This is a genomic window from Carboxylicivirga sp., from assembly GCF_982718395.1.
Genome location: NZ_CEXQWX010000061.1, coordinates 1 through 21,108 on the forward strand (window position 1 = coordinate 1; position 21,108 = coordinate 21,108).

General features: G+C 39.5%; 12 protein-coding genes. 7 read left to right on the top strand and 5 right to left on the bottom strand.

Features of this window, described 5'->3' with window-relative positions:
* The 5 genes from AC4MRQ_RS12680 to bglX form a co-directional block, all read right to left on the bottom strand.
* A partial coding sequence (locus AC4MRQ_RS12680) for a SusC/RagA family TonB-linked outer membrane protein (RefSeq protein WP_491198051.1) occupies nucleotides 1-2,603 on the bottom strand: 2,603 nt, incomplete at its 3' end.
* Nucleotides 2,604-2,633: 30 nt separating this feature from the next.
* Nucleotides 2,634-4,397 (bottom strand): RagB/SusD family nutrient uptake outer membrane protein, encoded by a 1,764-nt coding sequence (locus tag AC4MRQ_RS12685; protein WP_491198052.1) that lies wholly within the window; start codon nucleotides 4,395-4,397, stop codon nucleotides 2,634-2,636.
* 11 nt (nucleotides 4,398-4,408) lie between these two features.
* Nucleotides 4,409-7,486: a SusC/RagA family TonB-linked outer membrane protein gene (locus AC4MRQ_RS12690; RefSeq protein WP_491198053.1), complete on the bottom strand. Its 3,078-nt coding sequence runs from the start codon at nucleotides 7,484-7,486 to the stop codon at nucleotides 4,409-4,411.
* Between the two features lie 397 nt (nucleotides 7,487-7,883).
* On the bottom strand, nucleotides 7,884-9,335 hold the full coding sequence (locus AC4MRQ_RS12695) for a sulfatase-like hydrolase/transferase (RefSeq protein ID WP_491198054.1): 1,452 nt from the start codon (nucleotides 9,333-9,335) through the stop codon (nucleotides 7,884-7,886).
* A 6-nt stretch (nucleotides 9,336-9,341) separates the two neighbouring features.
* Complete coding sequence (gene bglX, locus AC4MRQ_RS12700; protein WP_491198055.1) at nucleotides 9,342-11,594, bottom strand: beta-glucosidase BglX; 2,253 nt, start codon at nucleotides 11,592-11,594, stop codon at nucleotides 9,342-9,344.
* 295 nt (nucleotides 11,595-11,889) lie between these two features.
* Here bglX and AC4MRQ_RS12705 point away from each other — a divergent pair, with 295 nt between their 5' ends.
* The 7 genes from AC4MRQ_RS12705 to AC4MRQ_RS12735 all read left to right on the top strand — a co-directional run bounded on the left by AC4MRQ_RS12705 (nucleotide 11,890) and on the right by AC4MRQ_RS12735 (nucleotide 21,094).
* Nucleotides 11,890-12,729, top strand: a complete 840-nt coding sequence (locus tag AC4MRQ_RS12705; protein ID WP_491198056.1) for an AraC family transcriptional regulator — start codon at nucleotides 11,890-11,892, stop codon at nucleotides 12,727-12,729.
* 109 nt (nucleotides 12,730-12,838) lie between these two features.
* The gene (locus tag AC4MRQ_RS12710; RefSeq protein WP_491198057.1) at nucleotides 12,839-13,726 is read left to right on the top strand and encodes a glycyl-radical enzyme activating protein; all 888 of its coding nucleotides are present in this window, start codon (nucleotides 12,839-12,841) and stop codon (nucleotides 13,724-13,726) included.
* A 2-nt stretch (nucleotides 13,727-13,728) separates the two neighbouring features.
* Complete coding sequence (locus tag AC4MRQ_RS12715; RefSeq protein WP_491198058.1) at nucleotides 13,729-15,891, top strand: pyruvate formate lyase family protein; 2,163 nt, start codon at nucleotides 13,729-13,731, stop codon at nucleotides 15,889-15,891.
* Nucleotides 15,892-15,901: 10 nt separating this feature from the next.
* Nucleotides 15,902-16,336 (top strand): hypothetical protein, encoded by a 435-nt coding sequence (locus AC4MRQ_RS12720; protein ID WP_491198059.1) that lies wholly within the window; start codon nucleotides 15,902-15,904, stop codon nucleotides 16,334-16,336.
* Complete coding sequence (locus AC4MRQ_RS12725) at nucleotides 16,326-17,330, top strand: L-rhamnose/proton symporter RhaT (RefSeq protein WP_491198060.1); 1,005 nt, start codon at nucleotides 16,326-16,328, stop codon at nucleotides 17,328-17,330. The genes AC4MRQ_RS12720 and AC4MRQ_RS12725 overlap by 11 nt, the downstream gene beginning before the upstream one ends.
* Nucleotides 17,331-17,411: 81 nt before the next feature.
* On the top strand, nucleotides 17,412-20,042 hold the full coding sequence (locus AC4MRQ_RS12730) for a GH92 family glycosyl hydrolase (protein WP_491198061.1): 2,631 nt from the start codon (nucleotides 17,412-17,414) through the stop codon (nucleotides 20,040-20,042).
* A gap of 524 nt (nucleotides 20,043-20,566) precedes the next feature.
* Complete coding sequence (locus tag AC4MRQ_RS12735) at nucleotides 20,567-21,094, top strand: RNA polymerase sigma-70 factor (RefSeq protein WP_491198062.1); 528 nt, start codon at nucleotides 20,567-20,569, stop codon at nucleotides 21,092-21,094.
* Nucleotides 21,095-21,108 lie beyond the last annotated feature (14 nt).

Sequence of the window (21,108 nt, forward strand, 5' to 3'; positions counted from 1 at the left end):
ATATGCATACCCATGTTCAAGCGTGGAAAGTCATTCCCTATCATTTTTCTATCCTTCGGATCAATGACGCCATCTTTATTTACATCTACGTATTTGATATCACCTGCCTTAACAGTTCCTAAAGTAGAAGTGTACCCACCTGCAATATCAGCTTCACTAACTAATCCGTCAGATACATATCCAATTACAGCATCTTGTGGTTGACCGATTCCTGACATGTGCAGCAAGTCAGCTGGATATGGAAGTTCTATTTCCTTTTTTGTTTCCGACTTCGAGTAAACAAAGTTTAAACCAGCTGACAACCTTAGGTCGCCCAACTTTTTAAAATAAACAATATCGCCTTCAAAACCATTGTTGACCACTTCTCCATCATTAATGGCATATAAGTTTCCACCTATATATCCTGGATACATTGCTGAAGGTGTCACAATCATATCGTAATCAAAAATGTTGAAATAATTCAACTCAACACTCAATGAATTATTAAATAGCATAGATTCGATGCCGAAGTTGAACTCACGACGCTTCTCCCAGGTCAAATCCGGATTACCGTACTTACTTAGTTCATATACCCGCTGGTTAGTGTCATTTTCAGGACCAAATTTAACGGAACCATCTTGTGTATAACGATCTTCATAGAGGTAATATCCAAGGCTTTTATCAGAGCCCATAACACCACCCGAAGCTTTTATTTTAAGATAGTTAATCTGTTCAGAATCGCTTAAGAAACTTTCATTACTGACAATCCAGGCAAGGCCCAGGGACGGGAAAAGGCCGAAACGGTTTCCCTCAGCAAAATGAGAACTACCCATCAGCGACGTGTTTAACTCAGCAATGTAAGTGTTCTTAAAAGCATAATTAAGGCGAAAACCATAGTTGGCAAATTTGTCAAACTGTATCTCATCGAAACGCTGAGTCTGATGTTGTTGTAACACAAGATTAGCATCAATTGCATGCACATCGTTAATCAACTTGGTGTAGTTCACCTGCCATGTAGTTCCCAGGCGCTGGGTGTACCACCTATCATTCCATTTGTATTCTGACACTAACTTATCTGGTGATGCATACTCTTCCTGACGCAGTTTATTCAGGGTATATTCACCTTCCGTATAACTTGGAACCAGTCCATATGACGCAAAATTAACCACATTACGATAGCGGAAGTAATTATCATTATCATAGGATAAAAGAACACCAGCAGTTAAGCCATCAACGTATTTATTAAGATCAAAATCCAATCCTATGTTAAACTGGATATTTCTGTCTTCCTGCTTCTTATAACCGTATTCATTACCCAATCCATAAATGTTATTATTATGCAAATAGCTCGCTCCTAACACATTTGTTGAGTCCGTCGGTATCCAAATAGGGTATTCGTTAGGGCGATGAGCTGTAAGAGCTTCGAAGAATTCCTGTGAAGTTGTATTGGTTGATCGTCGGTATTCCATTCGTCCTGCGATATCCATCTTCACAGAAGTAACGCTGGTTACTTCAATGTCCAGGTTACCCCTCACATTAAACTTATCGTACGTTGTAGGTTCATCAATATCCTCCAGACCACCTGTTCCCGTATAACCCAAATTTACATAGTAAGCTGCCCTTTTACTTCCTCCTCTGAATTCTGTAGTCACACGTTTTAACGGCATGAAATCATTGAGGAATAGTTCATGAAAATCGTTGTTTGGATACAGTACCGGTGATGTTCCATTGCGGTATGCATTAATAGCTTCACTTGAATATAGTGGACTTAGTCCATCGTTACTTCGAGCCTGATTATACAAGCTTGCATACTCAGCAGCATCTAACCATTGAGGATCACTAGTTGGTGCCATAATACCATATTCAAGATTTATGTTGGCATCACGAGTGTTATGTTTCCCTCTTTTTGTGGTAATAATAATTACACCATCGGCAGCCTTACTTCCGTAGAGCATTTTTGCCGTTACATCCTTTAGAACTTCAACGGATTCGATTTCTTCAGGTAATAATGCATTTGCATCACGTTCAAAACCGTCGACCAGAATCAATGGGCGGTTATTTGACAAACCACCCAACCCTCTTATTGTGAGAGTTGGTGCATTCCACCCTGGAGTACTACTCTTCTGAGTTGAATACAGACCAGCCACACGACCAGCCAGAGAATTCAGCATCGATAAATCAGGATAACTTAATAGTTCATCACCCTTAACTACCGAAACTGCACCTGTTACCCGGTTCTTATCCAACTCTGTAAATGGCAGTTTAACCTTATCATCTGTAGCCATAAAAGGCTCTAAAGTAGGTAAGATAATCTGCTCCTCAGGTAATTCAGAGCTTAATACATAGGTAAGTGTTTCATACCCTTGAGCCGAGATGGTAACAATATCGTCAGGTTTAACTTTAATTTCGAAATGTCCTTCGACATCTGTATTAACTGTCTTGCCTTTGTTAAAAATGCGAACAATAGCATTATTTATTGGCTGGCCGTCAATGTTGCTAACTGTTGCCGAGATATTAATTTCGCTATTTTGTCCATAACCGGAAACAGGCAGCAGAAAAAACATCACCATCAACAGTTGCAATAACTTAGCCATGCGTTTTATATTAGGATATTTTATCTTCATTTGTTTTTGTTTTTACTCAATAATTTTGAATTATAACCATCCAGGATTCTGCTCAAAGGCTGATGACAGAAAGTTATCGTCCTTTGGCACCGGATACCAATAATTACGCTCGGTAAAAGTGGCCTGATAAATATCGTCAAGCAGAACAGCGTCGTAACTAAAAGAGCCATCGCCATTTTTTGTGATATGTGCTCGTTTTAGATCTTTCATTGTCTCAATCGCAATCATCCAACGGCGTAAGTCATGACTTCGTTGGTTTTCAAACATTAATTCAACAGCGCGTTCATTTCTGATTCGCTCTCTGAAAATCTCCTTTGAACCAGTGTACATACTGTTTACGTCTGGCATTTGCGCTCGATTGCGAATAACATTAATAGCATCAACAGCAGTTAAGCTGGTTCCAGGAACTGCACCTGTAGGACCATACGCTTCATTAGCCGCTTCTGCAAAATCAAGATAGACTTGTGCCAAACGATAATTGATCCAGGGTTTATACCATCCCCAATAATCGTTCTCTTTATTATTAGCACTAAACGGCCAATGCTTGCGCATCATATATCCACCGCGTGGTGTTCTTTTTCCACCGACCTTGTCTAAAGTAGGATTATCAGCCCCACCAATAAATGGTTCGAAAATAAATTCAGTGGTTCCTTTTCGCGCTACCACATCACCATTTACATAGATATTCTTTCTTAAGCGAGGATCTCTGTCTGTATAAGGATCTTGTGGGTCATATTCAGGGTCTTCGTCTATCGGCAAGCCATTGATTGTTTCATATCTATCAACCGCATTTTGTGTTGGTGAGTCAAAAAACTGAAAACCACCAAGTCGATGACTTGGAGCACCTACTTTCATATCACCCTTCTCGCGGGTCTTAAAATTCACGTAAATAATAGCTTCCTGTGAAACAGGATTGGTCTTGCTATACCAGATATCGTCATACTCATCTAAACTATATAAGCGGTAGATACCCTTTTGCTCCATTTCAAATAATTTGATCGCATTGGCACACAAGGCCTCGCAGTGATCAATGTTATACTCATGACTGAGTTCAGGATTCATTAATGGACTAGAAGCATATAACAAGGCTAGATTTTTAGCGGCATATGCCATTCCTTTATTGGCTCTTCCCAATTCGTTTTGTGGCCACACTTCGGGTAACAAATCGATGGCGCGATCCAGTTCTTCAAGTAACCATGCATTCGACTCCTGGTAAGTTAATCTGGGTAAATCCAGATTGTCACTTCCTCCAAAGGTCTTATCAATAATTGGCATACCACCGTAACGCAATATGACTTGCATGTAGTACCATGCTCTGAAATAATGAATTTCACCTTTTATGGTTCTTTTCTGCTCCTCTGTAGCATCAGTCAGAACATGGAAATACTCCAATGCAGTATTGGCTACCCGTAAACCTTGCATTGCATTAGCCAATACAGGTGATTCCTTACCATAGTCTTTGTTGCCCGGTTTTTTATCATAACCAAGCTCATAGGTTGTTTTATAATCCGGAGCCTGCCAGTTATCTCCTTGCTTATACTTAAATGAATCCATCCAACTGGTATTAGTTGTAGTGGCTTCATCCGAATTGGCACATGGAAGACCACGATGGAACCATTCGAAATAGTCCTTCCTTAAGAAATATAGATAATCGGTATAGGAACGGAACGATGCATAGTCGCTTAATACCACATTAATATCTACTTCCTGTTCAGGAGCCTTATCCAGATAATCATAGCAGGAGCTTATGAAACCGGTGGCTAAAATCAATAATATAATTTGAAACTTTTTCATGTCTGTCAATTTTAGAATCCAACTCTTATCCCTGCATTAAATCTTCTTACAATCGGGTACAAGTTGGTAGTACCTTGTTCCGGATCAATTCGGTTGTCAAAGTCTGTAAATGTTAACAGGTTATTGCCGCTTAAATAGAATTGACATTTTTTCATACCTAAAATAGATTGTGCAATTTTTTTAGGAAGTGCATACCCAAATTCAGCGGATTGTAAACGCACAAAACTAGCATCCCTGTATGTATACTGGCTTGTTTGCATATTGTGGGCGTTATCTCCTCTTACATGCAATGCAGGATGAGTTGCCGTGTCGGCTGTCTCAGGTGTCCAACGATTCAGACTATGAGCAAAAGTCATTGTTGCATCATTTTGGAATTCCCATAACATCGTGCTAGGCATGTTTTGGTACGTGCTGGTTGCACCAACTAACATGGCATTAAGGTGGAAACCTTTGTATTTAAGTCCAAGATTGACACTGTATGTCCAGTTTGGATTTTTTTGATATTCTAAAGGCACTTTATCTGCATCATTGATCACACCATCAGCGTTATAATCAATATATGCTAAGTCACCTGGAATATGGTTACCAGTCCATCCTGATTGAGGCATGTTATAAATGTCATCCCATGAGTTGTAAAAGCCGTTGGTCAATAAACCATTGGTTGTGTAAATAGGCTTCCCGGCATATTTCTGGTATTCTGGCGTTCCTTCAGGATCCCCACGTTCTACAATCCGATTTTCGGTAAAAGCCAAAATTCCGGTTACCCAGTAATCAAGTCCAAAACTTGTTTTGTTGCGCCAAGTGGCTTCCAATTCAAATCCTTGTGTTTTTGATTCACCAATGTTACCAATAAGATCACCTTCAATACCAGCCCATGTTGGCATAACCTGTGCACTCAATATATTTTCACGACTTTCTTTGTACACATCGAAAGTGATGGCCAACTTTCTTAATAATTCTAATTCAACACCCAAATTGTGTTTATAACCTACTTCCCAAAATGCAAATCGGTTACTAGCACCTGTTGTTACATAAAAGCTGTTAATGGGATTAACCGGATCTCCAAAATATAAAACACGATTACCATTAACAGTTTTAGGCTCAGGTTTAATATCCCAATCAAATTTTAACTTTTCAAATGGTTTGTAACTACCCACTTTTCCGTATGAATAGCGCACCTTTAGTTTGTCTATAAACCCAAGGTTATCTTTTATGAAACTTTCTTCTGAGATCATCCACCCTATTGCACCAGAGTAGAAGGTTTCCACTCGATTATCAGGATGAAACCAGTTTGATCCTGCAGTAGAGCCATTTGCTTCAAGCATGTAACGCGAATCAAAGTTATAGGTGATACGGCCCACATGACTCATAAACCTGTCAGGATACGACACGCCATTTTTGGTTTCTTCTCTTAATGTAAGCAAAAGTCCCGTAACACTGTGTTTCCCAAAATTCCGCACATAATTTAAGCCTGCATCATAATACAGTTGTCTATTATAAGTTGGCATTTTTTCATCTCCATATGAAATTGGTTCTTCATAAAAATCCATTTCAGGAAAACGAAGAAAAATACCATTTTCGTAATCTTCTCTTGATCCATAGTAATAGCGATCAATGGTTTTATTGATCTTTCTGCTGGACTTTGTTTTGTTAGTATATGATAAACTAGCCTTAAATGATAAGCCCTTTGTTATAAAATCCAACTCCTGGTTAAACTTCAGGTCTGCAAATACATCATTTTGGTTGATTATATTAGCTCCTTCATGGTTGAGTCGGATATACATATTTTTTGCGTTCTGAAACGATGGGTCTTCACCAAATTGTCCGTTCTCATAATACAGAGGATACAAGTAGTTAGGTGTTGAATAAATTCGACGGAAAAATTCGTTTTTAGAATAGTCGCTATTGTTTTCTCCTACACCCCCCGGACGATTTTGTCTACCAACTATTCCTCCAATGTTTAACGAAAGCTTAGTGATTTTTGTCAAATTAAAATCAAAGTTACTTCTGAAGTTAAACTTGCTATAGTTAAAGCGAGGGTCATATTCTTCTTGCTTCTCAGTCTTAAAAATATCTCCTTCATGGGTAAATCCTACAGAAGTAAAATACTTCATAGACTTGTTTCCTCCCGAGACATTGAGGTTTGCGTTCTGACTCCACCCAAATCTGCGCATTAACTCTTTCTCCCAATCTATTTCAGGATAAAAATAAGGATCAACCTGATTCTCCCACATGGAAATTTCCTGATCGGAATATAAACCAGTATAGTTATTACCATTCATGCGAGCTTCATTATGCAGCCTCATTGACTGTGCATGCGTTGGTATCGAATAATCGGAAGTCATTTCCTTTGCCGAAATGTTGGCAGTAAAGTTGATACTAGGTTTGGAGTCACTTCCTCGTTTGGTTGTTATTAAAATAACTCCATTGGCTCCGCGCACCCCGAAAACTGCTGTTGCTGAAGCATCCTTTAGAACAGATATTGACTGAATTTCATTTGGATCAACCTGATCATAGGGTCGCTCAACACCATCAACCAAAACAAGTGGCGCATTTCCATTCCAGGAAGAAGTACCACGAATAGTAATACTTGTTGTAGCATCTCCCGGTTGCGATGAATTTTGTAAAGTGACTACTCCGGGTAATAAACCAGTGAGCGCTTCGCCAACATTAGTTACACCTCCTGTTTGCAATAATTCTTCTCCTTTGGCCTGGGTTATAGATCCCACTACGGTTTCTTTCTTTTGTACTCCAAAACCAACCACCACCACATCATCAAGCTGGCTCACATCGGTTTGCATGTTAATGGTGAAAGACGTTTGACCATTGATTGGTATTTCCTGCGTCATATAACCAATAAAGCTGACAACCAACGTTCCATCTACAGGCAGGTTCAGATTAAATGAACCACTGAAATCTGTGATGGTTGCCGACTTGCTTAAATCAGTTGCATCTTTAAGCATTACAGTAGCACCAATCAGAGGCTCTCCATTCTCATCCAAAACTTTTCCTTGGATTAGGACGTTTTGCGCATTTGCTATTATCAGGTGCAAACACACAAACATCAATAGACATAATTTTTTAGTCATAAATTTGAATTTAAGTTCTCTGAGATTAATATCCGTTGATCAAAATTAGTGCGGAGTATTCGCCTATGATAAATCATTACCACAGTAGCTCTTTCATTTGTTAAAAAACATTAAAATAGAGTTGATTATTTTAGTACAACATCACAATAAAAATATCACACATACCACTCCTTTTCAATAAATTATACAGTTGATATTTATAAATAACAGATGATAAATACATATAATCAACATACATCTTCCAAACCAAATTTTGGTTTCTATATTCGATTGAGAAAACGTAAAATAAGTACAAGTGTGTTAATGGTGAGGTGAGATTAAAAAAGAAAGCCCTCAGAATAAAAATTCTGAGAGCTCTTATTATTGCTTTACAATAGCATCATTGATTAATATCTAATTATTCAACAATACCTTGACCATTTATCCATTTATACTTTTTATCCTTATTGAATTCTTTAAGGTTTCGCGTGCATGGCCAAGGTCGTTTTACTTTAACACCAAAGCTTCTTTCCGCCGGAAAACCAGTTGCAGTTCTCTTTTGCCATTCCAGACAGGCATTCATCATGCTCTCAACTTCTTGTTGCATTGAATCATCATCAATTAAGTTATTTGACTCTAAAGGATCATTCTCCAGATCATATAACTCAATACCTGAATTTAACCAAAGTAACTTCAATTGTCCTCTTTGCATCGCAATGCGCTCATTATGCATCCAAAAAAGGTCTCGTTGCTCAATGGGTGTGTTATTAAGCAAGGTTTGCTTCAAGCTTATACCATCCGGTTGATGAGTGTGTGTATTTTCAATATTTGTAAAATCCAGAATAGTTGGCAACAGATCCATTGTCAGCATATTATGACTATTAATCTGTGAAGACAAAGTACCCTTCCAATAGAACAGCCCTGGAACTTTTATACCACCTTCGTATAATTGACCTTTATGCCCGCGATGATCACCATTTACTTGTCCATGAATCATTCCTGTTTTCTCACCACCATTATCGGAAGTGAAAATGATAAGCGTATTCTCTTCCAGATTGTATTTCCTGAGAGCCTCCATAATCATGCCTATACCATTATCCATTGATTCGATCATACCAGAATATCTTCTCATATATTCATCTTTCGGAAAATGGTGATCAACCTTATAAGTATAGAATTCATCGGTTCGAAGGGGTGGATCATCAGGCGCTTGTAAAGGAACATGGATTGCTGCCTCCGGAAGATATATAAAGAACGGATTATCATGTTCTTTTTCAATAAAATCCACTACAGCTTGGTTTAATAGCTCGGTAACATATCCTTTTTGATCACTTGGTTCGTGATTAACAAACCAATCCACTTCACTTTCTGTATTGTGTTTTGAGATAAAATCAATATTACCATCAAGGAAACCTACAAACTGATCGAATCCATGGGCTTTTGGCTGAAATGCTTCTCCTGATCCTAAGTGCCACTTACCAAAAACGCCAGTTTTATAACCTGCATTTTTCATTATAACAGGTAACGAAGGATTGGTAACCGGATCAAAACCTACTGAATCAACGCAATGAAAATATATATGATCCAGTCCGACGCGCTGCTGATATCGACCGGATAATAAAGCAACTCTGGTTGGTGAACAGACTGTACTATTAGCATAAAAGTTGGTGCACTTTACACCTCCCTCGGCTAATTTATCAAGATGGGGTGTTGAAATTCCTTTCCCCCCAAAGCAACTCAGCCCTGCATATCCCAGATCATCTGCAAGAATAACAATGACATTCGGTTTTTGAGGTTCCTGTGATTGATTACAACTACAATAAAAAGTTGCAGTTAATATTAAAAGTGTAAATCTAATTAGCTGCTTCATGAAACTCTATTTTATCCATTTAAATGAATTGCTTTTGCAATCTTGCGAATTTGTACCTATAAAAATATTGAACATTCCACTTTCCCAGTCGTAAACCAGTTCACTATTGAAAAACTTAAGCTCTTCTGGTGTTATCTTAAATTCAACAGTTTTTGTTTCACCAGGTTCTAAATATATCTTTTCAAATCCTTTCAATTCTTTAACTGCTCTTGATACTGATGCAACAGGGTCTTGAAGGTATAATTGTACAACTTCCTCTCCTGCCATTTTGCCCGTGTTTTTAACACTGATTGTTACAGTTAAACTTGTATTCCCTTGCAATTCAGATTGACTTAAAACAATGTCTCCATACTGAAAAGTAGTGTAACTTAAACCATAGCCAAAAGGATAAAGCGGTGTATTTGGAACATCCAGATATTTGGTTGTGAACTTATGGTCAGGATCAATCGGGCGACCGGTTTTGCGGTGATTATAATATATAGGAACCTGTCCAACATTGCGCGGAAATGTCATTGTTAACTTACCAGCCGGATTATAGTTCCCAAATAGAACATCAGCAACTCCACTACCAGCTTCAATCCCTGCGTGCCAGGTTTCTAAAATAGTCGGTACATATTTGTCCTCCCAACTCAAAGTCAAAGGACGACCATTAGATAGAACCAGAACAACAGGTTTACCTGTTTTCAGCATTGTTTTTAACAACCGCTTCTGGCATTCAGGAATACTTATATCAGAACGACTTGCCGCTTCTCCTGACCACTTTCTTGGCTCACCTAAAACAGCTACAATAACATCAGCACTCTTACTAACTTCTATAGCCTCATTCAATAAACGCTCTGATTCTTTCGGATCAATGGAGATTACTTTTGCATTTTTCTTTTTATGCTTTCTATTAACATTTAGCAAATAATCATCTTCAGTGAAAAAAGAACCTTGCGCGTAACTCACTTTAGCATTTTTGCCTGCTTCTACTTTAATACCTTCAAGAATTGTAATAATACCTGAGGTATCGCGCGTAGCAGCCCAGGTACCTAACATATCAATTTTAGTGTCTGCCAAAGGACCAACAACAGCAATCCGACCTTCTTTTTTTAAGGGAAGTAATTGATCTTCGTTCTTCAACAAAACACACGAGCGGGCTGCCAGCTCACGAGCCTTCGCCTTATGCTCTTTACAGAGTACAACCTTCTTGGCTCTTTTCTCGTCATAATATTGAAAAGGACTCTCAAACAATCCGAGTTTATATTTAGCTTCCAACACTCTTCTACAAGCAGTATTGATCTCCTCTTCAGTTACTTTACCTTCTTCCAATGACTGACTTAAAGTACCAATAAAAGCCTGTCCAACCATATCCATATCAATACCTGCTTTCAAGGCTTTAATGGCTACTTCATTCAGATCACCTAAACCATGATGTATCATTTCATTAATAGCTGTAAAGTCAGTAACAACAAATCCATCAAAGTCCCATTGTTCGCGCAATAATTCGGTCATCAACCAACGATTACCGGTTGCCGGCACCATATCAATTACATTAAAAGAACTCATTGCAGAACCAGCTCCCGCATCAAATGCTGCCTTATAAGGTGACATGTAATCCTGAAACATGCTGATCCGGCTCATATCAACTGTATTGTAATCACGACCTGCTTCTGAGGCACCATACAAGGCAAAATGTTTAACACATGCCATTATAGTGTTATTTGCTGACAGGTCATCCCCTTGATAACCTCTCACATATGCTTCGGCTATTTTTGAGCCTAACCAGGCATCTTCTCCTCCACCTTCAGCTACGCGTCCCCAACGCGGATCACGACTGATATCAACCATTGGCGAATATGTCCAGTTAATACCTTCACTACTAGCTTCAATTGCAGAGATACGAGCCATTTGCTCAATTCGCTCTAAATCCCACATACATGATAATGCTAACGGAATGGGAAATGTTGTTTTATAACCATGTATAATATCGCGCCCCGTAATAACCGGTATACCCATTCTTGATTCTTCAACTGAAGCTTTTAAACTGTTATAACCACCAGATGCACCAATGAGTCCTTTTTTAATAAACTCAATTTTTCCTTCTCCTTCTGTGATGACAGGCAGATTACCAACACCAGACGACAAATTAAGTTGACCAAGTTTTTCCTCCAGTGTCATCTTTTGCATTAAATCATCTATGAACTGGTGCATCTCATTTTTCTGACCTTGAGCCAGAGAGCATGCTGTTATTAATAAACCAAATAGTAGTTTCTTCATTGCTTCAATTTTTAAGTTTCCCCGAAAAAAAGAAACAAAATGCATATGTGATGAATCCTAAACATCAATACCTTTTTCACATGCATGAAAAAGCTACAACATAGACTACTACATTACCTATACAAGCAAATTTCACAACACTCTTAAACAACAGATAATCTGACAATTAAAACAAACACCTTGCAAAAAAGTAATAAATATCCAAACAATTAATAAATACAGCTTAAATAAATGAATTACCTAATACATCCTGATATAAAAGCTTTGTCATATCTTTAAAACTAAATCTTAAGAGATGCATAATAACCGTTTTAAACTAAATACATTTTTATCTGATGAAAAGGAGGCGTTTCATGTGGCCAGGACTACCATCAATTCGGTTCAGGCTTTGCAGTTACATCAGCATGGTTATGCCGAAGTGTTTTGGGTTAAAGAGGGACAGGGAATCCACATTATTAATGATGATGAAGTGCCATTGAAAAAAGGGACACTTTGTATGATACGTCCTGATGATAAGCATACATTTCGGTTGGATAAACGGCATGAAAGTTTAGTGATAACCAATATTGCCTTCTATACTGAGAGCCTGAGTTATTTTAAGGCGCGTTATTTCCCTAACAGTGATTCTTACTTTTGGACCACCGCAAAACTACCATACACTGTTCAATTAGGGGTTAATCAGCTAAATGAGTTATCAGCATTGACTGATCGTTTGATTAGTCAGAAGCGTGATCTGTTACAACTTGATTCAATGATGACTCATATATTTAGATTACTAAATACAATAAGTGAAGATAATCTTCATGTACCTCATTGGCTGGCTTATGCGATTGACAATTATAATACACCCGATAAATTCAAAAATGGAATTCAGGGATTTGTGGAACTGACGGGCCGGACTGTTGATCATGTAAACCGGGTCCTCCAAAAGAATCTTAAGCAAACGCTAACTGAAACCGTTATTAAAGTTCGGCTTCAGTATGCCTGCCAACAACTGATCATGACAAATTCTTCCATCAAGTCCATTTGCTATGATTGTGGGTTCGATTCACTTAGTTATTTCTACCGCTTATTTAAAAAGCATGTTGGCCAAACACCTGTTCAATATCGTAAGAAAAACCATAAGGTATTTTAGCTTTCTTTAAAGGATATCGCCATAGGGCAATTTATAGCCTTTGTTCATCAATAGTAATTTTTTCTCAATCCTTCCAGTGTTAATAGCTTTGTTGCAAGCTAATTAATCAATGGAAGGAAGAATTACAAGCATACAACGCATGTCAATACATGATGGACCGGGAATCCGCTCTACAGTATTTCTTAAGGGCTGTAACATGCGCTGTCAATGGTGCCATAATCCTGAAACGTTTTCCAGGGAACCAGAGTTGGAATGGTTGTCAGGTAAGTGCATTAACTGTCAGGAATGCCTACCCTTTTGTTCAAGTGGTGCATTACACCTTCATGCAGGGACAGTGCAATTTAATAAAAGTAAATGTACAGCCTGTTTCAAATGTATTGACGCCTGTTATGCAGTTGCTTTAAATACTATTGGCAGCGATTATACACCGCAGGTGCTTTTTGACGAAGTAATGCAGGATAAGGTCTTTTTTGACCAGTCAGGTGGAGGTGTTACTTTTTCGGGCGGTGAAGTCATACTGCAGACAGAGTTTGTGCTTGAATGCCTGAAGTTATTTAAAGGGGCTAATATTCATACAGCCTTAGAAACTAACCTGTTGGCCAACTCGGATAAATACATGCAACTATTACCTTATGTCGATCTGGTAATGGCCGATCTGAAGTTAATGGATAATGCATCGCATAAAAAGTGGACGGCAGCTGGGAATGAAGTCGTTATCAGTAATATTAAAGAACTCGATAAAACAGGAAAGAATTACTGGTTACGTACACCTGTAGTTCCGGGAGTCAATCACTCACAAGAGGCCATTGAGGCCATCGCTGTATTCGTGTCTGGTTTAAATCACCTGCAAAAGTTTGAATTACTGCCCTTTCATCCACTGGCAGACTCTAAATACAAAAACCTGGGAATTGCTAATCCATTTGAAAATGTAAAAGCCGTAAGTGACACGGATTTAAAAAGCTATCAAAAAATATTATTGAAATATAATCTTGTGTAATAATGGAACCACTCAAAGAATTTAAATATCAGCATCGTGTGCAGGCACTTAGAAATAAGAAGCTGGAACAAACACAAAATAAAATTAAGCTTGAAGGTTTGCTTGATGAAGATGATTACGGACGCATTGCCCCTCCTGAAGATGGCTGGCAAAGTAAAGCTAATCATCCCGATGGATCGTTTTATGGCCTTGACGGGTGGACTGATAACTTTTGCGATTTAATGCAAAACCATTCGGTGTATGTGGATGCCAATGACGCATTTGCAGGCCGCTGGATGTACTTTATGTCGCGTATGCGCGCTAATAAATGGAATCCTGATTATCCATATACAGACCTGCAGGATGATATTGACAAATATGATATTATATGTGGTATTGGCGATGATGCCCATTTTGCACCCGACTATCAGATGGGGGTCAGCTTAGGCTGGCAAGGTCTGCTGGATAAAATTCAAAAATATCGTGCCATTAATACGTCCGATGAGCAACAAAAGTTCTACGATGCCCACGAGCGTACCATCAGAAGTATTCAGGTATGGATAAGCCATCATATTGAAGAAATTGAGAGGAAAATTGAGGTGGAAAATGATCCTGAGCTGAAGGGCAACCTGGAAGAAATGCTACAGGTCAATAAGAATATATTATCTGCACCACCTCAAACATTGCGCGAAGCATGTCAGTGGATTATCTGGTACCACCTGGCATCACGCACCTATAACAGAGATGGGGCAGGCGGACAGATAGATACCTTATTACAGCCGTTTTATGAGAAGGATTTGGCTGATGGGCGTATTGATCATGATAAGGCTGTTTATTACTTAGCCTGTTTTCTGATTAACGATCCTATTTACTGGCAGTTGGGCGGACCGGATAAGGATGGTAACGAACAAGCTTCCGATATTTCATACCTGATACTGGAAGCTGGTGATAAAATCAATACCTCATTAAACATCACTGTTCGTGTGCACGATGGTATGGATCAGGAACTGTTTAAGCGTTCTGTGGCCTACCTGATAAAGAATAAAAATGCCTGGCCACGTTTCTCAGGAGACAAGGCTTTGGTTGAAGGCTTTATGAAGAACGGTTTTGATGCGGCTACCGCACGTCAGCGTATTGCAGTTGGCTGTAACTGGATGTCATTGCCGGGGCAGGAGTACACCATGAATGACCTGGTGAAAGTAAACATGGCCAGGGTATTTGAAGTAGCCTATAACGAAATGTTGGACGATCAATCAAAAGATAATACCTGTAATGATTTATGGGAGCGATTTGAGGCCCACCTTGCCATTGCTGTACACACAGTTGCCAATGGTATTCGTCATCACCTGAAATATCAAAAATACAATGAGCCTGAATTGATTCTTAACCTTTTGAGTCATGGTCCGCTTGAGAAAGGACTGGATGTGGCCGATGGAGGAGCTCAGTTCTATAACCTTTCTATTGATGGGGCAGGACTGGCCGTAGTGGCCGATTCACTGGCGGCTTTGCAACAGCGTATTGAGCAGGAGCAAAAGGTAAGCTGGGATGAGGTGGACTATCACCTGAAAGACGATTTTGAAGGGGCTGATGGCGAACGAATTCGCTTATTGTTGAAAAACAGTGAGCGTTATGGTCAGGGTAATTCTTTGGCTGATGGATGGGCCGATAAAATTAAAGACGTATTCACTGCACTGGTTCGTCAGGAAACAGACGAAAAAAAGGGACATTTATTTATTCCTGGTTTTTTCTCATGGGCCAATACAGTTGGTTTTGGAAAAGCTTTGGGAGCCACGCCAAATGGCCGCAAGAGCAAAATGCCGATTTCGCATGGTGCCAATCCAAATCCCGGGTTTACAGCTGATGCCGCTTCATTGGCAATGGCAGGCGCCATTGCACGAATTCAACCGGGCTATGGCAATACAGCACCTATGCAGTGGGAGCTTGACCCAAGCCTTGCCAAAGAGGAACATGCCGAATTAATAGGTTCCATCATTAAAGCACACTTCGAGATGGGGGGCACATTGATTAATGTGAACATTATGGATAAAGAAAAGGTGTTGGAAGCCCATAAAGATCCGGCTAAGTATCCTGAGCTTGTGGTTCGTATCACCGGGTTTACAGCCTATTTTTCTATGCTGACACCTGAATTCAGGCAGTTGGTAGTTGATCGCATTCTGGAAAGCTAATACACAAATAATGATAGATACTTATTCGCATAACGGAGAGGGATATAATCCATTTCTGATAACACCTAAATGGCAGGTGGCACAGCTAAACCATGCTGCTGAAGAAGAGCTGGATGCCATTGAACGCCTCGATATTCATTTTTTAACTGATGAGGCTTTTTTTCTGGTTGAAGGTCAGGCTGTACTAATTGCAGCCGAAGTAGATGGAGAGTCAATAACATATGACCTTCAGCTGATGCAAGCGGGAATTACCTATAATATTCCTAAAAATGTATGGCATAACATTGCAATGTATAAGGGCTCTAAAGTGCTCATCATTGAAAATGCCAATACGCATTTGCCCTTGCCCAATGGTGATTATGACTTTCATTACCTGAACGAAGCGCAAAAGAAAGACTTACAAAAGCAGGTGAATAAACTAATAAACAACAAAAATGGAGATTAATATAACCGCAGGTATGCTCCTTGTCATTATGGCCGGTACCTTTTCTGGTACCTTTGCCATTCCCTTAAAATTTAATACCCGTTGGCAATGGGAAAACAACTGGATTATCTGGACTGTTTTTGCCCTGTTAGTGATGCCATGGATAGTTTCATTAATCACAGTGCCCGATCTGTTCTCGATCTACGCTGAATCAATTGACAATGTGTTATTAGTGGCCTTGTTCGGAACCATATGGGGTATAGGCGCTATTCTGTTTGGTCGAGGAATACACTACCTGGGGGTATCGCTAAGCCTGCCCATTATGCTTGGCTTGATAAATTCGGTTGGAACCATTATGCCAATTGTATATAAAGATCCTGCAGCCCTGCTTGAACCGAGTGGTTTGCAGATCTTATCGGGAGTGGGCATTTTGCTCGTCGGTATTGTCATTGTCTCCATAGCAGGTAGAAAAAAAGATGCCGGACAAAATGAATCATCTGATGCATCAGGCAAATCATTTACACTGGGCATAATCGTCTGTATTTTAGCAGGATTATTTGGGCCAATGGTCAACTTTGCATTTGTTTTTGGTGAGCCCATGCAACTTAAAGCCATCGAAACGGGTACCGCTTCAACCTTTGCGTCCAATACCATCTGGAGTATTGCATTGACCTGCGGGTTTATAGCCAATTTCGTTTATTGTTTATACCTTTTACGAAAGAATAATACAGCTAAGCTTTTTAAAAACAGTACACCGGCATATTGGTTTTGGGCAGCTTTGTCCGGCATTATCTGGTACTGTAGCGTCATGTTTTACGGTATGGGCAGCAACAAGCTGGGCGACCTGGGTGCATCAGTAGGTTGGGCGCTCATGCAAAGCCTGGCTATCATTGCCGGTAATGTATCAGGCATATTAGCCGGAGAATGGAAAGGTGCCGGTAAACGATCCGTCATCATTATGGCTGCCGGAATGTTGGTATTGCTATTGGGTGTTTTAGTTATTGCATTTGTTTAACACGGGTTATGTATTAGAACATTATAAGCGATTTTCTAATGCATAGGCCGGATTTTAATATCGATGATAAATTATAAATATATGAAGGTTTTTAACAGGATTGTTCTCATTACAGCATTCAGCATTGGCTTGGTTGCCTGCCAAATACAGGACAAAGAATCGGTACTGCAATACGTTGATACACGTGTTGGTACAGCTGCCAGTATTGCTGATATTACGGTAACTGAAGTAGAAGAGCCCATGGGCTATGTATCGCCTATTGTGGGTTATCCCTCAGCACTAACGCACTGGACGCCACAAACAGCTACATGGACAGAACGGGTCATTACCGTACCTGTACCTTATTGGTATGATCAGGATAAAATACAGGGATTCAGGGGAACGCGTTACCCCAACGGCGCTGTGGTTGGCGATTGGGGAGCCATGTGTATAATGCCAATGACAGGTAATATTAAGGTGGATGCAGATGCCAGGGCATCTAATTTCAGTCATGACAGTGAAGTGGCCAAACCACATTATTACGCTGTTCAGCTTGATGATTATAATATTAAAGCCGAATTGACGGCAGCGGCTAAAACGGCGTTTTTTCAGTTTACTTTTCCTGAATCTGCATCTTCATCGATTTTATTGGATGCTGTCTATCTTCCAGGAACCTATAAAGTCATTACTGAAAGAAATGAGATAGAAGGGTATTCAGTCATAGCAGGTCATTTCAGAAATCATTTTGTCGTAAAGTTTGATAAACCTTTTGAAGTGTATAATGTCGATCTGTTACCCGATGTAGTAGGGCCTGAATTGGTGCCCAACGGCTTTAAGGCTGAGTATTTTAATAATGATAAGCTAAAAGGCAAACCCGATGTTGTTGTGAATCACAGTAAGCTCAACTACGATTGGTTAAAAGAACCGGCCGAAGGTGTAAAAGCAGACTTTTTCTCTGCGAGATATACAGCAACTTTTGTGGCACGACATACCGGAGAGCATGTATTTGAGTTAACAACCAAGGATGGTACACGCATGTATATCAATGATGAGATGGTGATTGATAAATGGATGTACAGAGCCACCGGAACCAATACTCACAAGGTAAACTTTGTTGAAGGTGAAAAATACAAAATATGCATTGAGTATTACGATGGCTCAAGTACTACAGAAATGCACCTAAGGTGTTTGGAACCAGTGGAAGCAGGTCCGGACAAAGGCCCTGCAATGGCACTTCAGGGAGCAGATGGCAACGCTGTTTATGTGACCTTCGCAACCAAAGCCAATGAGAAGGTTAAAATGAAGGTAGCTACTTCATTGATTGATATCGACCAGGCACGTGCTAATATGGCGGAGGAATTTCCCGGTTTTGACTTCGATAAAGCTGTTGCTGATGGAGCTAAGGTTTGGGAAAATGAACTCAATATGATAGAGGTGGAAGGAAGCGAAGATGATAAGGCCATTTTTTATACGGCTTTAACAAAATGCTTTGTTAATCCCCGCAATTTAAGCGAAGGTGGCAGATACTTCAGCCCATTCGATTACCAGGTTCATGAAGGTGTTATGTACACCGATTTGTCCTTATGGGATACATTCCGCTCATTACATCCGCTATGGGTTATTTTAAAGCCTCAGGAAACCACCGATGTGATTAATGGTATGCTTAATACCTACCAGCAGGGAGGGTGGTTGCCCAAATGGCCTAATCCATGGTACCGAAGCATTATGATGGGAACCCATGCCGATGCTGTTATTGCCGATGCCTACGTTAAAGGCATCAGGGGCTTTGATACTGAAATGGCTTTTGAAGCCATGTTAAAGAATGCCACTGAAAAAGGTAACAGAGGATTTTCGGGGCGTGTTGGTATTGAACACTTCAATGAAATTGGCTATGTGCCTGCCGATGTGTTTGGTTACTACGGCGAACCTGTGGCACGTACCCTTGAGTTTTCATACGATGATTATTGCATAGCACAAATGGCCAAGGCATTAGGTAAAGATGAGTACCATGATGAATTTATGGAGCGCTCAAAGCGATATATCAATGTTTTGGATGAAGAAACCGGTTTAGTGCGTGGTAAGAAATTAAACGGTGAATGGTTGCCTCCTTTTGACAAAAGCATCAGTGTTTGGGCACGTGGTACAGAGCATGATACAGAAGTGTATTATAAGAATCATACCTTGCTGGTTCCTCATGATGTAGCCGGGCTGGCCGACTTTATGGGCGGTGAGGACAAGCTTGAGGCTTACCTGGATGATTTCTTTGCTAAAGACATGTATTATGTGGGCGATGAGTTTTCAATGCATGCCCCATATATGTACAACTTTATTGGTACTCCATGGAAAACACAAAAGGTAGTGCGCGATATGCTGGCCAAATACTTCTTTAATAATGTGGGTGGTTTGCCGGGTAACGACGACTGTGGCCAGGTATCATCGTGGTATATATTCGGGGCCATGGGTTTTTATCCAGCTTGTCCTGGAGACCCAATCTATCAGCTTTGTAGTCCGGTGCTTGATAAAGTGTCAATTAATCTGGGCAATGGCAAAACCTTTACCATCATTGCCAACAACAATTCGAAGGAGAACGCCTATATACAATCGGCAACTTTGAACGGTGAACCATATAACTTGAGTTGGTTGCACCATGAGGACCTGATGAAAGGCGGCGAATTGATATTTGAAATGGGAGCTAAACCCAATAAGAAATGGGGCAAAGCTTTGGAAAAATAAGTTTCATTTATGATTCATAACAGATGGTTTGAAAAGCCTGTTGGTAATGCGAATCAATGGTTGAAAACCTTATTTTAATTCATGTTCAACCCTTTCAGGGTTGTATAACAGTTGAGGTGCCTTCCCCGGGTTGCAACCCGGGGTTATTCATCTTAAATCCCTTCGGGATTGGTAAAGCAAAAGAACTATGAAATAGTTCAACCTGAATAACCACAGGTGTAACCTTTGGTATATGAACAATATACATTATGAACCCTGAAAGGGTTCAACTATTGATTACATTAGTAATTAATTACTATTTTCTTCTAACAAAACCATTCTGTATCAGGTAAATGAACTTTTTAAAAAAAATGCATAGAATATGATTTATCTGTAAATTCCAGTTCAAAAGCTTTGTTTTTTATTCATGAGCTTATGTACTTAAAAGTGTGTATATGTTCTTATATCTTGTGATGTTAATGTTTATTGAGATGGTTTTGTCTTAAATTTATATTTTTGGAGCGAAATCCGAAGAATCCAATTATATGAATGATAGCATCAAAGAAATAACATTTGATGATATTTTTAATCTGTATTATCCTCGTTGCGTTTTGTTTGCAACAAAAATATTGGGTAATAAATGGGATGCTGAAGAAGCTGTTCAGGAGTTGTTTATTAATCTTTGGTCGAAGGGGAAACTAAATAAAATTAATGGATCGGTTAAAAGCTATTTGTTTAAATCAGTCTTTAATATTTGCATTGATGTACAGCGAAAAAATAAGGTAAAACAGCGGAATGAAACCGAAGCACCGGAAGGTAAAGAGCCAACCGTTCCCTTTAGTAATCCCCTACTCGAAGAAGAGATGGAGAAGCATATTGATAATGCGATTAAACAACTGCCAGAGAAAAGACGACAAATATTCCTATTAAGTCGTGACGAAGGTTTGAGTTATCGACAAATAGCTGAAAAACTTACCCTGTCTGAAAAAACAGTTGAAACGCAAATTTCCCGTTCTTTGAAACAATTACGGAAGGATTTATCCGAGTACTTACCGTCGATTTTATTCATCTAACGAACTTTTTTGAT

Excerpts from the sequence above, each read along its gene's own strand:
- AC4MRQ_RS12695 (WP_491198054.1), bottom strand. The coding sequence starts at position 9,335 with ATGAAGCAGCTAATTAGATTTACACTTTTAATATTAACTGCAACTTTT.
- bglX (WP_491198055.1), bottom strand. The coding sequence starts at position 11,594 with ATGAAGAAACTACTATTTGGTTTATTAATAACAGCATGCTCTCTGGCT.
- AC4MRQ_RS12725 (WP_491198060.1), top strand. The coding sequence starts at position 16,326 with ATGGAGATTAATATAACCGCAGGTATGCTCCTTGTCATTATGGCCGGT.
- AC4MRQ_RS12715 (WP_491198058.1), top strand. The coding sequence starts at position 13,729 with ATGGAACCACTCAAAGAATTTAAATATCAGCATCGTGTGCAGGCACTT.
- AC4MRQ_RS12710 (WP_491198057.1), top strand. The coding sequence starts at position 12,839 with ATGGAAGGAAGAATTACAAGCATACAACGCATGTCAATACATGATGGA.
- AC4MRQ_RS12690 (WP_491198053.1), bottom strand. The coding sequence starts at position 7,486 with ATGACTAAAAAATTATGTCTATTGATGTTTGTGTGTTTGCACCTGATA.
- AC4MRQ_RS12705 (WP_491198056.1), top strand. The coding sequence starts at position 11,890 with ATGCATAATAACCGTTTTAAACTAAATACATTTTTATCTGATGAAAAG.
- AC4MRQ_RS12730 (WP_491198061.1), top strand. The coding sequence starts at position 17,412 with ATGAAGGTTTTTAACAGGATTGTTCTCATTACAGCATTCAGCATTGGC.
- AC4MRQ_RS12735 (WP_491198062.1), top strand. The coding sequence starts at position 20,567 with ATGAATGATAGCATCAAAGAAATAACATTTGATGATATTTTTAATCTG.
- AC4MRQ_RS12720 (WP_491198059.1), top strand. The coding sequence starts at position 15,902 with ATGATAGATACTTATTCGCATAACGGAGAGGGATATAATCCATTTCTG.
- AC4MRQ_RS12685 (WP_491198052.1), bottom strand. The coding sequence starts at position 4,397 with ATGAAAAAGTTTCAAATTATATTATTGATTTTAGCCACCGGTTTCATA.